Annotated in this window: 15 protein-coding genes; 9 read left to right on the top strand and 6 right to left on the bottom strand. The window is 44.4% G+C overall.

Going from position 1 to position 15,828, the window contains the following annotated elements; genetic code table 11:
- Positions 1–67 precede the first annotated feature (67 nt).
- Positions 68–400 carry a hypothetical protein gene (locus DFP77_RS11210; RefSeq protein ID WP_181858538.1) on the bottom strand — a complete coding sequence of 111 codons (333 nt, stop codon included), beginning with the start codon at positions 398–400 and terminating at the stop codon, positions 68–70.
- Between the two features lie 93 nt (positions 401–493).
- Between DFP77_RS11210 and DFP77_RS11205 the strand changes: the two genes are divergently transcribed.
- Positions 494–967, top strand: a complete 474-nt coding sequence (locus tag DFP77_RS11205; protein ID WP_114412379.1) for a GNAT family N-acetyltransferase — start codon at positions 494–496, stop codon at positions 965–967.
- Positions 968–979: 12 nt separating this feature from the next.
- Here DFP77_RS11205 and DFP77_RS11200 read toward each other — a convergent pair whose 3' ends face one another.
- Together DFP77_RS11200 and DFP77_RS11195 are read right to left on the bottom strand one after the other, a co-directional pair.
- Positions 980–2,320, bottom strand: coding sequence for a Na+/H+ antiporter family protein (locus tag DFP77_RS11200; protein WP_114412378.1), 1,341 nt, complete (start codon positions 2,318–2,320; stop codon positions 980–982).
- A gap of 322 nt (positions 2,321–2,642) precedes the next feature.
- Complete coding sequence (locus tag DFP77_RS11195) at positions 2,643–3,422, bottom strand: HalD/BesD family halogenase (protein ID WP_114412375.1); 780 nt, start codon at positions 3,420–3,422, stop codon at positions 2,643–2,645.
- A 199-nt stretch (positions 3,423–3,621) separates the two neighbouring features.
- Between DFP77_RS11195 and DFP77_RS11190 the strand changes: the two genes are divergently transcribed.
- Positions 3,622–4,533, top strand: coding sequence for a LysR family transcriptional regulator (locus tag DFP77_RS11190; RefSeq protein ID WP_114412374.1), 912 nt, complete (start codon positions 3,622–3,624; stop codon positions 4,531–4,533).
- A 111-nt stretch (positions 4,534–4,644) separates the two neighbouring features.
- Here DFP77_RS11190 and DFP77_RS11185 read toward each other — a convergent pair whose 3' ends face one another.
- The 3 genes from DFP77_RS11185 to DFP77_RS11175 all read right to left on the bottom strand — a co-directional run bounded on the left by DFP77_RS11185 (position 4,645) and on the right by DFP77_RS11175 (position 6,887).
- Positions 4,645–5,070: a hypothetical protein gene (locus DFP77_RS11185; protein WP_147270555.1), complete on the bottom strand. Its 426-nt coding sequence runs from the start codon at positions 5,068–5,070 to the stop codon at positions 4,645–4,647.
- A gap of 49 nt (positions 5,071–5,119) precedes the next feature.
- Entirely contained in the window at positions 5,120–6,298 is a 1,179-nt protein-coding gene (locus DFP77_RS11180) for a hypothetical protein (RefSeq protein ID WP_114412372.1), read from the bottom strand.
- 115 nt (positions 6,299–6,413) lie between these two features.
- Positions 6,414–6,887 (bottom strand): hypothetical protein, encoded by a 474-nt coding sequence (locus DFP77_RS11175; RefSeq protein ID WP_114412371.1) that lies wholly within the window; start codon positions 6,885–6,887, stop codon positions 6,414–6,416.
- 393 nt (positions 6,888–7,280) lie between these two features.
- Here DFP77_RS11175 and DFP77_RS11170 point away from each other — a divergent pair, with 393 nt between their 5' ends.
- The 7 genes from DFP77_RS11170 to DFP77_RS11140 all read left to right on the top strand — a co-directional run bounded on the left by DFP77_RS11170 (position 7,281) and on the right by DFP77_RS11140 (position 15,800).
- Complete coding sequence (locus DFP77_RS11170) at positions 7,281–8,195, top strand: IS110 family RNA-guided transposase (protein ID WP_114412370.1); 915 nt, start codon at positions 7,281–7,283, stop codon at positions 8,193–8,195.
- 902 nt (positions 8,196–9,097) lie between these two features.
- Positions 9,098–10,381, top strand: coding sequence for an urea ABC transporter substrate-binding protein (urtA, locus tag DFP77_RS11165; protein ID WP_114412369.1), 1,284 nt, complete (start codon positions 9,098–9,100; stop codon positions 10,379–10,381).
- A gap of 122 nt (positions 10,382–10,503) precedes the next feature.
- Complete coding sequence (urtB, locus tag DFP77_RS11160) at positions 10,504–12,126, top strand: urea ABC transporter permease subunit UrtB (protein ID WP_114412368.1); 1,623 nt, start codon at positions 10,504–10,506, stop codon at positions 12,124–12,126.
- Positions 12,123–13,256, top strand: coding sequence for an urea ABC transporter permease subunit UrtC (gene urtC, locus DFP77_RS11155; protein WP_114412367.1), 1,134 nt, complete (start codon positions 12,123–12,125; stop codon positions 13,254–13,256). The genes urtB and urtC overlap by 4 nt, the downstream gene beginning before the upstream one ends.
- Positions 13,253–14,104 carry an urea ABC transporter ATP-binding protein UrtD gene (gene urtD, locus DFP77_RS11150; RefSeq protein ID WP_114412366.1) on the top strand — a complete coding sequence of 284 codons (852 nt, stop codon included), beginning with the start codon at positions 13,253–13,255 and terminating at the stop codon, positions 14,102–14,104. The genes urtC and urtD overlap by 4 nt, the downstream gene beginning before the upstream one ends.
- Positions 14,101–14,808 carry an urea ABC transporter ATP-binding subunit UrtE gene (gene urtE, locus DFP77_RS11145; RefSeq protein ID WP_114412365.1) on the top strand — a complete coding sequence of 236 codons (708 nt, stop codon included), beginning with the start codon at positions 14,101–14,103 and terminating at the stop codon, positions 14,806–14,808. The genes urtD and urtE overlap by 4 nt, the downstream gene beginning before the upstream one ends.
- A 53-nt stretch (positions 14,809–14,861) precedes the next feature.
- On the top strand, positions 14,862–15,800 hold the full coding sequence (locus tag DFP77_RS11140; RefSeq protein WP_114412364.1) for an urease accessory protein UreD: 939 nt from the start codon (positions 14,862–14,864) through the stop codon (positions 15,798–15,800).
- The last annotated feature ends 28 nt before the right edge of the window (positions 15,801–15,828 follow it).

Raw genomic sequence — 15,828 nt, 5'->3', positions numbered from 1 at the left:
CGGTATCGGCGAAGGAAAGCTGATTCATGTCATTCGGTCTTGAGGTAATGGTCAGATCGGCATTGTCTCATATTGGGGACTTAATCGCAGTTTCCTTAACCATATGCAGCGTATCACTACTCAGCGCCTCTAAATCGGCTCGGCTAACAGGTCGTAACGGAATATTAATATCTGGTGTGGTGTCGACTTTTTTCTCAGTAAAAAAACGGACCCATAACGCCGCAGTATCAGAAAAAGACATAGGGTTACGTGGTGCAGTATTATGAAACTTCAAGCCTTCATAAGGAGCAGACGTGACTTCCTCAATAGGGCTCACTTTTGCCTTAATACTATTATTTACGATATAAATCGCCAGACCCAGCATAACGATCAAGGCAGCAACAAGCTTGATGAAAAACATAGAACACCACTTTTAAATTAGATAGTTGATTATAATTTGGGCTAATGGAATAAAAACAACACAATAAAAAAGAAAAGAATTAGAAGGATGGATATGGTTACTATTGAAAAGATGACGACTCAACACCTAGCAGAGGTTATTACACTGGGTGTTGTGGAAGCGCAGAAGCAGTTTGTTGGTAGCATTGATGACATTCTAAAAAATGCCAATGCGCAAATACGTCCCCATGTTATTTTCGCAGAGGATCAAATAGTTGGCTTCTTTTTGATCGATACCACGTACGCAGAAAAATATGACTTTGTCAGTCAATCTCATTCAATCGGCCTGCGTAGCTTCTTTATTGACAAAAAGTATCAGGGAAAAGGTTATGCAAAACAGGCGATCTTGGCGTTATCAAACTACCTAAGCGAAGCTTATCCTAATCATTCAACAATCTACCTCACGGTAAATTGTCAAAATCCTATCGCCAAGGGACTGTATTTAAAGGGTGGGTTTGAAGACACCAACACCCTTTACCATGGCGGTGCTGCGGGCCCACAGCACATTATGGTCAAGGCGTTGGTGTGAGGCGTGTGTTGCTTATAGAACCATGGCGGCAATCCAAGCAAAAATAACCATGCCAAAGTTAGCGTGCATAAAAGTAGGAATCACCGAGTCACGCACGTGATCGTGTTGGCCATCTGCATTGAGGCCAGAGGTCGCGCCAAGAGTGATAGTCGACGCAGGAGAGCCAGCATCACCCAATGCTGCAGAAGCGCCTAACAAGGCGACGGCTGCCATTGGCGAAAAGCCTAGCGTCAGAGCAAGGGGAATATAAATGGGCGCTAGAATCGGCACACTGGCAAAGGAGTCACCAAAGCCGATGGTAATGAACAAGCCAACAATCAACATTATCGCAGCGGCTAGCGCTTTGTGATCACCAATCAGTTCAGCCGAGGCTTGTACCAAAGGCTTAATTTCCCCAGTTGCTTCCAAAACGCCAGCAAAGCCAGACGCGATGGTAATAATCACTGCAATCTGCACCATCATGCGCATGCCTTGCGTGAAGACATCGTCTTGCTGGTCCCAACGGAAAATACCGGCAAGGGATAAAATCATAAAGCCAAGCATGGCGCCAACAAGCAATGAATCAAAAGTGACTTGAAACACCAAAGTGACCGCAACCGCAATCAGCGTCATCACCAATTGAAATGGTTTGATTACCGTGTCTTTGGTTTTCTCTAGATGTTCTAAGGCAACGTCATTCGTCGTGTAGTCGCGCGGTTTGCGGTATGAGAAAAACACCGCTACCAACATACCCGCAAGAATCCCCATCACCGGCAAAAACATCGCCTTTGGAACCATGTCAGCCGTCACCGCTAAACCGTAGGCAGAACCAACGTCGTTAACGTTTGCTAGCAGGATTTCATTTAAGAAAATTGCCCCAAAGCCAGTTGGTAACAACAAATAACTCGAACTGATAGAGCACGCTAATACACAGGCAATGGCGCGGCGATCTATGCGTAATTTATTAAAAATCACCAACAGTGGGGGAATCATCACAGGAATAAACGCAATATGAACAGGCACCGCGTTTTGCGACAAAATCGAAGCAACCATGAAAATTCCATAAAGCAGCCACTTCACCTTACTTTGGTGTTTTGTATCTTCATTGCCCAGCATGCTCACCAGCTTTCTAGCGAGTAAATCGAGCACACCGCTGCGAGCAAGGGCAACCGCAAGCGCACCAACCATAATGTAGGTCATACCAACTTGTGAGCCGACCAACAAATTGTCATTGATCGCGGCAATGGCTTCTTCAGTAGACAATCCGCTGTGCAAACCGCCCACTAAAGCGGAAGCGATCAAAGCAATCGTAACGGGGACTCGCGCAACACAAAGGAAAATCATCAGTCCAATCGCCAACACCACAGAGTTAATTGGCAAACTACCAGGATTCAGAATTCCAAAACCTAAGATTAAACAAACCACACAGGCAATAGCCATCACCTTGAATGGTGGCTTATTAGGCACATTCATAACGTTTTCGTTCATAGCATCCACATTTTGTATTTGGGGAGAAGAGATAGGCAGCGCCGTTAGCACGGCAGAAGGATTGAGCAAAGACCTATTCACAGAAAATAACGCGACTAATTTAATTTTTAATCGATCAACTGTAAACGGATTTATCGAGGAAATGTTTTGAAAGTGCCTCTGCTAGTTGAAGAGGCACCAGAAGTGAACACAAAACGGCGGATGTCTATTAATTCACTCGCCCATAAAAGGTTTTGCTTGCCGCTTCAGACAGTGCAATGCCAGGTTGTGAGTTATAGGCGAGCACAGCCAACATACGAGTGGTATCACCTCCTGTTGGCGTGACTCGGTGAATGGCATTTCGACCACGAAAAAGCACCAAAGCGCCGGGCTCTATTGCCAATTCTTTGACTTTTTTCTGTCCCGCGAGAACTTCACTGACACCGCTATAGTTCATCTCGCTAGCATCGGCATCACGCATATTTTCAATGTATTCAAACACACCGCCGCCCTCAGGCTTTTGAATTAACAAAGTAATGGCAAATGACGAGTTATCGAAATGCCAACCTAACTCTTGGCCTTCGCTGGCGTAATGCAAATTGATAGAAGAAAGGTTATCGGCGTAGTTATATAGCGCCTCTTCGTCTAACACACTGGCAAGAAAGGCTCGAAATACAGCCGAATCATAAAGCTGTCGTAGTGGCGAATCGCCATCAATCTGATCGTCCGTGATGCAACCTTTAGACGAAATGACCTGCTTGTTTCTCGCATGATCAGCGTCATAACTTGGATCTATATTCGTTAAGTAAACGTTATGAGTGGACTTGGTATACCAAGCGAGCTCTTTCTTCGCCTCGCCTTCCTCAATAATGGCTTGAACTGCCTTATGACTGAGGAAATCAGGCAAAACCAAAGCTCCATTTTCTGCCAAAGTCTTTTTACAATCTGCTCTAAAGTCATTATCTTCAATAGGATAAGTTGTATCATTAATAATATTGGATAACGACATTAGTGTTCCCCTTTAGGTTTTGATCTTTTATATTGGCAACGATATCGTCCAGATTAATGACGTTAGCAAAATATTTAAATCAATATTTTATATATATATCATTAATTTTTGCTTAACAATAAAGGGTATAAATTGAACGGTAGGATGACGCTGTCATGTAAAAAGGCACAGTGTTTGAAAGTATCACCTTGAGAGTATTATGTTAAAACTGCCTAATCTAAACAGCTTAATCACGTTCATAAATGCCGCGCACACAGGCAACTTTGCGAAAACGGCAAAAGCCTTGTGCATAACGCCAGCGGCCGTCAGCCAACAAATAAAACAGCTAGAATCTCACCTAGACGCAACACTGTTTGAGCGCTCTAAACTAGGTGTCGAGCTGACTCAAGCGGGTCAGCAATACCTATACTTTGCCAACCAAGCGATTGAAAGCCTGCAACGTGGACAAGCCAGCTTAGACCAATTAAAGCAGCAAACGATTTTTACGCTGCACACATTACCTTCAGTGGCGAGCTTGTGGTTAATGCCCAAAGTACTACACATCATGGAAAAGCATCCAGGCCTAGAAATACGAGTCGAAGCCAGCCATACAGCGGTCGACTTCAACCTTAGTCGCTGTGATGCAAGCATCAGCTTTGGTAAACAAGACAAATCACTAAACCACGATTTTCTATTCCAAGACGAAGTACACCTAGTCGCCAGTCCATCACTCGTTAACGGAATAGCACAGGGGGATTTAGATACCTTACTTGAAAAACCAATGATCCATATCGACTGGGGCAACGAGAATCCATACCTACCAAACTGGCAAGACTGGCTAACAGTCGCAGGCTATCAAAAACGAAAACCCAACAAAGGTCCACAATTTAACCTCTCCAGCATGGCCATCGACGCCGCCATACAAGGTAAAGGCCTACTACTCGGCCAAGGACTCTTCATCCAAAACGCCCTGAAAACAGGGCAACTCATCACCCTCAGCCCAATCACAATTTCACTAAGAAAAGCCTACTACCTCGTTTATCCAGATAGAACCAAAAATAAAGACGGAGCGATGGGGCTTATAGAGAGGTTGAAGAGTGATTGGTCTTCCCCTTACGATTGCAGTATTTAGACAATCTCAACTTTCTCATAAACATTTTAATTACTTTTATGCCTTAGTTTTGAACGAGTTTTTTGGTTGATAAACTAAGGATTGTTAGCTTATGGTTTCCTATATTGCTAGTTACTCTTTTCTAATCGTGTTAACGACCGATATCAGTATCACAAAAAGAATGACTGCTAGTGAGGCAAATGCGAATGCGGATAGCCCTGTAAACCAATCTACCCAATCAGGGTGTGTTGCTTTCAATAATGGCTGAACAACCAGATCAGCTAGTCCTGCTGCACCCACGATGCCGAATACTGCAGTCAGCCATCGGTCCACTTGGGATCGCCGTTTTTCTGCTTTATAACGTCGTTCATCTAGATGCCATTGAGCTTGTTCTTTCCCTGATGTTATTAGCCCCATTGTACCAGCAGAGTTCATTAAAAATTCAAGTGCATCAGTAATCTCCCCAGCTTGGCTTGATTGGTGAATCATAGTATTAGCTTTAGCCAATGTTTCGTAGGCGTACATTAGGTTTTCATCGGATTGGGGGGATCCAGCCATAGCACATGCACGTGCAATACACATGTTGTGGTACTCGAAGTGTTCAGCCCTAGCTTGTCTCTAGAAGATAGGTTCTGGTGTGTGGGTCATTCCAGGCATCGTCAGATGAATTGTGTGGCCGCAGCCAAGTCCAAAGCAGAATTGCTCTGTTACCATGGAAGCAATAGTCATCAAACAGACGAAGGTCAGGTGGTAGTTGCGGAGGATTACTCATTCCGACAGAGCGTAATAGGATCCGAGAGATCGACTGGCTATACTTGTTGAATAACTGTTTTTTGGATTGGGGTTGGTCAGAGAATCGCATTAGAGAAATTGAGGGTCGGCCTTGCCACAACTGTACCCTTGCCCCCCGACTATTTTTTCTGCGGTTGATTGAGACTATTTGTGATACTACGGCGTTTGAGTAAATGGATCTGCAAAGGTCAATAGTCCCTTCCCACTCAGATTGATCTTCCGCCCCTGCGATTTGATGGAGCAACCATGACTCACCATGTAAATCAAAGTGTCGCCCTTCCTTGCTGAGGGAGTTGTCGAGTGTCGTTCTTGCCGTCCCTCGCATCTTCTTGATGAGCTTGCGGGTCTTTCGGTTAATTATGTCTTGGCCGCCAATGGAGATTTTTCCTTCGAATGCGTCAGGCAGGAGCTGTTCGCCATCTATTCTTTGAAGTGTCGCTTGCACCCAAACAAATTTAAAGTAGCGTTGAAACAAGTTGACGATGTCGTTTATGAAGTCATCTTCGCCAAGATTATTCCATGTTGTGTCGAGTTGGAAGCAAATGGACATTAATCCGTCAGAATGAAGCTTGAGCCAAGGGTAGATAGGCAGAGTCAAGTCATCATTTTCAAGTACTATTGGGGGTAAAGCTGCTCGAAAATGTGGAGGCATTTGTCGAACTTCATCGCCTTCGATGCGTTGCTCATGGAAGGACAGCTCTAGACAAAAAGTAAGATCTTCAGCAGTATGCTTTGGCAAAGATTCGCTGAATTTTATCGTCCAGTTTTTATCCCATCGGCGACCTTGTGTATCAAGTAATTCGAGTTGAATTTTACCATGTTCGTCGATGTATACGGCCTTCATATCTGAGAAGCAAACTGTTCTTGCTAAGCCTGACTTTAAAAGCCTACTGGCAGTCTTAAGGAGATCTACTTTGGTGACATCAAGACCAATTGTGTAATTATAGAAACAGTTGGCCTGTTGTATTTTCAAGGTTCTCGGTTTAGCTACCATGGAAAGCTCTTTGTGGTGTTTATTTTAAATAGTTAGCGACAGCACATTAACAATGAAGTATCTATCAAACAACGTTGATTTCTTACTTTCCTTAACGATTAAGACAATGTTGTTTTTATGTACTTGACTGCTTTTTCTTGTTATATGAGTTTTGTCGCTGTTCAGAATTCTGGACATACTGAACAGAACGATATAGGTCTAACTTCCAGTTAATTGGATGTCTTAATGTTACGCTTTTATGCGTTAGGTGGTAGGGAATCAAACCCAACTGCAAAAAGCTTATAGTTCCAAGTGATGCTGCTAGATTAGCGAATAGCTGTTCAAAATCTTCTGACAATTGCAGCATTTTTTTCCCATGTTCGGCTTCCATCGAAAGCTGCTCAAACCAATCTTCATCAGCTATTTGAACGGTCGCCTTCGCGGACACTTCGATTGCAGATAAAAGGCGAGTGCAATATTTTTTCCATAATATAATATCTGTGGAATGCTTAAGCTCATACCACGCCTTTCGACCGAATATATTTTCGAAAAGGTTTTTCAGACTGAAACCATCTTCCATGTTGTATCGCATATTTTCACCAGTTTGCATGATTTTATTGTGTATATGTGCGCTATAGCTTGTCTCGGTAGAGCGATATTTGTTAGGTGTAGATATTTATAGATTGATACTAAAAGACTTCCCAATTAGCTGCCAGTGTTTAGTTTACAAATCTTGATGTCGCTCTAAAGGGCTATTTACCTTAGAAAATGAAAGCTTTGCTTTCAATGGCGGATCACGGTCGTACCTCCCTCATCGCAATGGTATGGACTCCTCCCCAATTCAGCGGAATTCCGATAAATTGGGGGGCGACCAAACCAAAGGAGCCATACCATGAATAATAATACGACAATTTGTATTGATTTAGCGAAAGAAGTCTTCCAAGTAGCTGTCTTCAATCAGGCCGGTAAAGCTAAGCTAAATAAAGAAGTCACAGCGTAAAAGATGTGTCTCATCATTGCTCAATATCCAAATGCAGCGATCTATATGGAAGCGTGTGGCTCAGCACATTATTGGGCTAGGCGCTTTACATCATCAGGTCATAAAGTTGGCCTTATTCCCCCGCATCTTGCGGCAAAATATCGAGAGGGTAATAAGAATGATAAAAATGATGCCATTAGTATTTATGAGGCGAGTAGAAGCCAGCAGTTACACTGTGTTCAGATCCGTACATTAGAGCAGCAAGATATTGCTACTTTACATAAATTCCGCGAAGGCTATAAGAAAGAACGCAACCAAATTGCCAACCGACTTCGAGGTTTTGGTCGCGAGTATGGCGTTAATTTTGCTTTAGGGATTAATAAGCTTCTTAAGCAGGTACCCATTGCGCTTGAAGATGCTGAAAATGAAATGACGGTTGTTGCACGCAGAGTAATATTTAGACTGTTAGAACAACTTAGACATGTGATCATGCTGATGAAAGAGGTGTCTGATGAGATCGAAGAAATAGCAAAGCAAATAGATGCCTGCCAACGATTGGTTCAATTACCCGGTATTGGCTGGCTTGGAGCCAGCATGATATATGCTAAGTTCGGTTCGGCTGAGTGCTTCAGGCACGGCCGAGATGCCAGTGCCAGCATTGGTCTTGTACCTGCGCACAGTGGTAGTGGCGGTAAAGTTACCATCGGCAGGATTACCAAACGAGGTGATACATATCTGCGTACACTGATCATCAATGGGGCCCGATCTTTGGTCATTCATGTTAAAGAAAAGACAGACAGCTTGAGTTGTTGGGTAAGGCAATTACTCAGCACGAAAGGGTTTAATAAAACCATTGTAGCTGTCGCCAACAAACTGGTCAGAATGGCGACAGCCATGCTGAAAAGTGGGCTTGAATATCGTCAACCTGTCGCACAGTGATGACGGTCTTTAAAAGCCAGTAAATAAAGAAAGTACCAACCGAGATAGTTAGCAATATAGATTAAACGGAATGAACAGCTAGCAAGCAAACCAAATGAAACCTGTGTAGGGCATAGGCTTTTAAAGCCGTCATCGCGATAAAGGCGTTTGGTTCACGGCGAATAAAGCCGTTAAGGTCTGGAGTAGCTCTCCATAATAAGACCGAATATACGAAAGCTAACGCAAGTTTGTTATGACCGCTGATAAGTATTGTTAATAATCAAGTGGAGTACGCATGATTTTTTATTAAAAAATAGGGACACTATTGTTGCATCCCCAGAGGAGTCCATATACGCCCTACGAAAGAGCAGCATCACCGAAGAAGTTAGTTCGACGCAACGAAGTTGCGCGACCTTATGGAGTCTCAGAGTCAGTTAAAAATATCCTTGCTCACAACAGCGAAAACAATCTATGCCTTCTGTGCGTTAGGTCAGAAGACAAATATCTATACAAAAGGGTTTACGAGGCAATCTACCTTAAAGCGAATTTTTGCTTTTCTTTAAACTGAAGTTTTTGGGCGCTAGCAAAAAAGTTACCCGTTTAGCCTTTTTCTGAATTGAAGAGCGGAATAAAGGCTGGGAATACAAAGCGTTCGAATGGAGCTTAAATTCCTCGTCGGGCTAAAGCCGCGACCTACCTTACAATTGGCAAGGCCGGGGTGAAAAGGGGTATGACGACCTCTTTGCTTGAAGAAAGGGGAGGGAACAAAACCGCCCTATACGTCATTTGACGTATAGGGCTAAGTCATTTCGCGCATACCTTTCTTTCAGTGATTTTTTAATACTGGCTCTACGGATTTGAGGTGTTCATACCTAGTCTAAAAAACCAAAAATATTATAAATCACAATAGGACGGCTCCAACTATGAAAATCAAAACGCTTACTTCTGCGATTGTGCTCTCTGGTGCAACGCTTATTGCGCTTCCTTCGCTAGCAGCAGACACAATCAAGGTCGGTGTGTTGCACTCCTTGTCTGGCACCATGGCGATTTCTGAAACCACGCTGAAAGACACTGTCTTGATGATGGTGGATGAACAAAACAAAAAGGGTGGTTTGCTTGGTAAAAAGGTCGAAGCTGTGGTGGTTGACCCAGCGTCAAACTGGCCATTGTTTGCAGAGAAAGGACGCGAGTTATTAACCAAAGACAAAGTGGATGTGATTTTTGGTAGTTGGACATCGGTTTCTCGTAAATCGGTGTTGCCAGTATTGGAAGAGTTGAACGGTTTGATGTTCTACCCAGTTCAGTACGAAGGCGAAGAGTCGTCTAAAAACGTGTTTTACACAGGGGCTGCGCCAAACCAACAGGCGATTCCTGCGGTGGATTATTTGATGAACGATCTTGGTGTGGAGCGCTTTGTGCTTGCCGGAACCGATTACGTTTATCCTCGTACGACTAACAAAATTCTTGAGGCGTACTTAAAAGCCAAAGGCGTTGCGGCAAAAGACATCATGATCAACTACACGCCATTCGGTCATTCTGATTGGCAGTCTATTGTCTCTGATATCAATAAATTCGGTAGCGAAGGTATGAAAACTGCTGTGGTTTCTACCATCAACGGTGACGCTAACGTACCTTTCTACAAAGAGTTAGGCAACCAAGGTATTTCTTCTGAAGACATTCCTGTTGTGGCTTTCTCTGTTGGTGAAGAAGAGCTTTCTGGTTTAGATACAAAACCATTGGTTGGTCATTTGGCGGCTTGGAACTATTTCCAAAGTGTTGAAACACCAGAAAACGAAGCCTTTATTAAAGCGTGGCATGCCTACACTAAAAACTCTGATCGTGTAACCAACGACCCAATGGAAGCGACTTATATCGGTTTCAAAATGTGGGCGAACGCAGTAACGAAAGCGGGCACAACGGATGTTGATGCGGTTGAGCAAGCCATGATCGGCCAAACAACGCCAAATCTAACCGGTGGTGTTGCGGTAATGAACAAAAACCATCACTTGAGCAAACCTGTGCTAATTGGCGAAATCCAAGATAATGGTCAGTTTGAAGTGGTTTGGGAAACCGATGGCGTGGTGGCGGGTGATGCGTGGTCTGACTTCTTACCAGGTTCTAAAGATCTGATTTCAGATTGGACGGCGCCGATTAAGTGCGGTAACTACAACACCAAAACCAAGTCGTGTTCTGGTCAGAATTATTAATTTGACCCATCCCCAGGGGTAACCTCGACTCTCTGTCTAGCGGCTGAATAGCTTGTCTAGTCAGAGAGTCATTTTTCTCTTCAAATCGAGTTCTGATTTAAAAACCTTCCGATACATGGAGTATGACCTTGAGACGTATCACCGTGAAATATTGCATCGCACTTTGCTGCTGTCTTTTTGGGCTTTTATCCTTTCCCAGCTATGGCGCGGAGTCGACGTCTTTGGACCCTCTTTTAGTCGAGTTGGGTGAAGCCAAAATGAAAGACGTAGAGCCGATTCTGGTCAGAATTGAGGCCGCATCTGACGACAGTGTTTTGCCTCTTTTCCGTACTTTATTAGAGGGCAATTTGTATTATATCGAAGCGGAAGGTCAGGTTGTTGGTCAGTCCGATGTGAATGGTGAAACTGTTTATAAAGATGTATTTACTCAACAAACTCGAACCGATCTTCAGAAAGGAGATGTGGATAAAATTCGAGTAAACAATAAATTACGTGGTTATTTACGCAATGCCATGGCCCGAATTCAACTCACTGCAAAGTCACCTAGTGTGCGTGAAAATGCGGTTAGAGAGCTCTTGTCTAAATTAGATGACGACACGGTCGAGGTTTTAGAAGGCCTTTACCCGAATGAGACGAACAAAAAAGTTAAAGAAGCCATGGGATTGGCGCTTGCTATGAATACGGCATCACAAACGGGGTTGGCACCTTCTAATCGCATTGCGGCGATTGAAAAAATGTCTACAAGCTTAGAAAGTGATGTACGAAACCTGCTGACTCGACTTACCCGTGACGACAGCGCCGCTGTTGTGAGTGCTGCCAATGCGGCATTAGAAAAAATCGCGCAACGAGTGAACCGTTTTGCCTTTGTCGACCAGTTGTTTTTTGGTTTGAGCCTTGGCTCAGTATTGTTGTTGGCATCTATTGGCTTGGCGATTACTTTTGGTGTGATGGGCGTTATCAATATGGCCCATGGCGAAATGATCATGTTGGGTGCTTACACCACATATGTGGTGCAGTTGATTATGCCGAATTACATCGATTACTCGATTTGGGTAGCGATTCCTGCTGCCTTTTTAGTATCTGGCTTGATGGGCGTATTGATAGAGCGCTTAGTTATTTGTCGTTTGCATGGCCGCCCATTGGAAACCTTGCTGGCCACTTTTGGTATTAGTTTGATCTTGCAGCAATTGGTACGGACGATTTTCTCACCGCTTAACCGTCAAGTATCCACGCCTAGCTGGATGAGTGGCTCTTGGGAAATTAACCCCGTTTTATCTTTAACGCTAAACCGTTTGTATATTTTAGCCTTTGCCTTGTTGGTGTTCATCGTCTTGGTGATTGTATTGAAGAAAACCTCTTTGGGTCTAAACGTTCGTGCTGTCTCGCAAAATCGCAACATGGCAAAAGCCATGGGTGTAAAAACCAATTGGGTCGATGCGATGACCTTTGGTTTGGGGTCTGGTATCGCGGGTATTGCTGGGGTGGCGTTAAGTCAGCTAACCAATGTTGGACCAAACTTGGGTCAGTCTTACATTATCGATTCTTTCATGGTGGTGGTGTTCGGTGGCGTGGGCAACTTGCTTGGCACCTTGGTCGCGGCGTTCACTTTGGGCATTGCAACGAAATTTCTTGAACCAACCACGGGCGCAGTTCTCGCGGCGATTCTGGTGTTGGTGTTTATTATTCTCTTTATTCAAAAACGTCCTAAGGGACTCTTTCCACAAAAAGGGAGGGCGGCAGAATGAAACGTCTTACAGCTTGGTTTTCTGAAGGGCGCTCGACGGGCAAACACACTCTGCCATTTGTGGTGATTTTATTGAGTGTGACTATTTTGGCCTCGGCGGCGAATCTATTGTTACCCGCTGACTCAGTTTTCTATGTCAGTACTTACACCATCACGCTTTTGGGTAAGTATTTGTGCTACGCCATGCTGGCGTTAGCGGTGGATATTATCTGGGGCTATTGCGGTATTTTGAGTTTAGGTCACGGGGCGTTTTTCGCCTTGGGCGGTTACGCGATGGGCATGTATTTAATGCGCCAAATTGGTGATCGTGGCGTTTACGGCAATCCATTACTGCCCGACTTTATGGTGTTTTTGGATTGGAAAGAATTGCCTTGGTTTTGGCTGGGCATGGATCAGTTCTGGTTCGCCATGTTAATGGCAGTGCTAGTGCCTGGTTTGTTGGCCTTTGTGTTTGGTTGGTTAGCGTTCCGTTCTCGCGTAACTGGAGTGTATCTTTCCATCATGACGCAAGCCTTAACCTATGCCTTGCTGTTGGCGTTCTTCCGTAACGAAATGGGCTTTGGTGGCAACAATGGCTTGACCGACTTTAAAGAAATTCTTGGCTTCAGTTTACAAGCCGACAGCACGCGGGTCGCCTTGTTCTTGATCACTGCGATCTTGCTGGCTGTGGTGTTTGTTGTAAGCCAAAAGATTTTGTCTTCTCGTCTTGGTAAGGTGGTGTTGGCGATTCGTGATTCAGAATCCCGTTCACGTTTTATCGGCTATCGTACTGATAGATACAAGGTGTGGTTGTTTGTTTATTCCGCTGTCATCGCTGGCATTGCTGGCGCTTTGTATGTGCCGCAAGTGGGCATTATTAACCCAGGTGAATTCTCCCCGATTAACTCGATCGAGATGGTGATTTGGGTTGCCGTAGGTGGTCGTGGCACCTTGATTGGTGCGGTGATCGGTGCCTTGTTAGTGAACTACGCGAAAACCCGTTTTACTGCCATCATGCCCGATGCTTGGTTGTTCGCCTTAGGTGCTATGTTTGTGCTGGTTACCTTGTATTTACCAAAGGGTTTGATGGGGTTGTATGGGCAGTTAAAGGCTAAGCGAAACAGTGTAATGAATAAGGAGTCACAAGCATGAGTACGTTAGATAGCACCCGTGAACTCTTCCGTCGAGATCAAGTTTGGCCATTTTTGGCTCCAGCGCAGGCCGAGGTAAATGTCGGTAATCAGATGATTCTGTACGTGGAAGATTTGAATTTGAGCTTCGACGGCTTCAAAGCGCTAAACAATCTTAATCTTTATATTAACGATGGCGAATTACGCTGTTTGATCGGTGCCAATGGCGCGGGTAAAACCACTTTGATGGATGTAATTACCGGCAAAACTCAGTGCGATTCTGGCACGGTTTTTTTTGGGCAGAATCACAACTTATTAAACAAAGACGAAGCGGAAATTGCTCAGCTTGGTATTGGTCGTAAATTCCAAAAGCCAACTGTGTTTGAAGAGCAAACCGTGTTTGACAATTTAGAGTTGTCTCTTAAAACTGACAAACGTGTCTTGCCGACCTTGTTCTCGCGTTTAACACCGACACAAATCGACCGCATTGATGAAGTGTTAAAAACCATTGGTTTGGCTAAGCATAGATTCATGTTGGCGGGTGCCTTGTCTCATGGTCAAAAACAATGGTTAGAAATCGGTATGTTGTTGGTGGCAGAGCCAAGACTTTTGTTGATCGATGAGCCTGTAGCTGGCATGACAGCACAAGAGACAGAACGCACGGCGGAGCTACTAACCTCTCTGGCTGGAGAGCGAACTGTGATTGTGGTCGAACACGATATGGAATTTGTGCGCAGTATTGCTCGCACAGTCACCGTATTGCATCAAGGCTCTGTATTGGCGGAAGGTACGATGGATCAGATTCAAAGTAATAAAGACGTGATTGAAGTGTACCTTGGTGAAGAGGCTGCGGCAGGAGAACAGGCATGATATCCATTAACAAGGTTGATCAACTTTACGGCGGCACACAGATTCTTTGGGGCTTGGATTTAGAGATAGTCCCCGGCTCGATTACTTGCATCATGGGTCGTAATGGCGTGGGCAAAACGACCTTGCTGAAAGCCATTATGGGGTTGCTGCCGATCAAAAGTGGCGACATCACCATGGAAGGCGAAACGCTAAACAAGCAAAGCGCAGAAAAGCGAGCTTACTCAGGCATTGGTTACGTTCCACAAGGTCGAGACATTTTCCCCATGCTTACTGTGGAAGAAAACCTGCGTATCGGTTTGCCTGTTCGTGGTAAGCGCACGAAAGACTCTCCAAAGGATATTCCAGAGAAAATCTTCGAGCTTTTTCCGGTATTGAAAGACATGCTGCATCGTCGTGGTGGTGATTTATCTGGTGGACAACAGCAGCAATTAGCCATTGGCCGTGCCTTGGTATTAGAACCAAAAGTCTTGATCTTGGACGAGCCTAACGAAGGCATTCAGCCCAACATTGTTAAGCAAATTGGCGATGTGATTTTAAAGCTGAACGAAGAAGAAGGATTGACCGTCATCTTGGTAGAGCAAAAGCTCGGTTTCGCTCGTCGCGTAGGTAAAGAGTTTCGTCTGATGGAAAAGGGACGCATTGTTGCGGCAGATAAAATGGAGAACCTTAACGATACTTTGATAAAGCAGTATTTGGCGGTCTGATTTTTGCATTGGTTGGAATCAGCAGCCACGCGAAAGACGCTTATAGGGCATCAATGAATAATAAACATAATCTTGCTTTAGCAGAAAAATTTGAACAAAAGCCGCTGATAGAAACGTCCATGTTGCCCGAAGTTGGTGCTTCGCAGTGGCATGCGTTTCTGACGTTGGGTTTTGATAAGACCACTCGCGGAACCGTGTTGAAAACCTGTGACCATAAAGGGCCTTTGTACGTGCAAAAGCCTTTTTACCCTGAGGGTCGAGATACGGCACACGTCTATTTATTGCATCCACCGGGCGGTTTGGTTTCGGGGGATCGCCTCACGATTACAGCAAACTTATCTCAAAATACACACGTTTTAATCACCACGCCTGGGGCAGGTCGTGTTTATCGTGCTCGTAAAGACAAAACCTTACAGCATCAAATTACCCAGTTAAACGTCGCTGAAAACAGCTTAATGGAATGGTTGCCACAAGAAACCATTTTGTATCCCAATGCCCACACACGCCTTGAAAACCGTATCGAGCTTGCTGATAACGCCAAGTTCATAGGCTGGGAAATTACCTGTTTTGGTTTGCCAGCCAACAAAGAGGATTTTGGCGAAGGCCACGCAGAACAAGGCTTTCAGATTCGTCAGAACGGTCGTCTTAAGATGCGTGAACGATTGGTTATTGATGATAGTAGCCGTGCTGTTTTTTCAGCCAAAGCGGGATTAGATGGTAAGCCAATTAATGGTTTGATGATCGCAGGGCCGTTTGATTTAAAGGAACCTTCTAATTCAGTCAACCATGACGAATTGATCGACTCCCTACGCCAGCACTGTACCCAACATGGGTCATTAAGTGGCGTAAGTTTGGTAGGCGAGTACATTTTAGTTCGCAGTCTTCATCATGATTCCGAACAAGTTAAAGAGCTATTTATTCAGTGCTGGCGAGATATTCGTCCCGCATTAATGAACAAAGAATCCAATGAACCGAGAATTTGGTCGACCTAAAAAGGTGCAGGCGCTCTTTTTTGGTTCA

The organism is Marinomonas foliarum, from assembly GCF_003337275.1.
GTDB lineage: Bacteria > Pseudomonadota > Gammaproteobacteria > Pseudomonadales > Marinomonadaceae > Marinomonas > Marinomonas foliarum.
The sequence above is the reverse complement of the archived record's forward strand: the minus strand, read 5'-3'. Positions and strand labels throughout refer to the sequence as shown.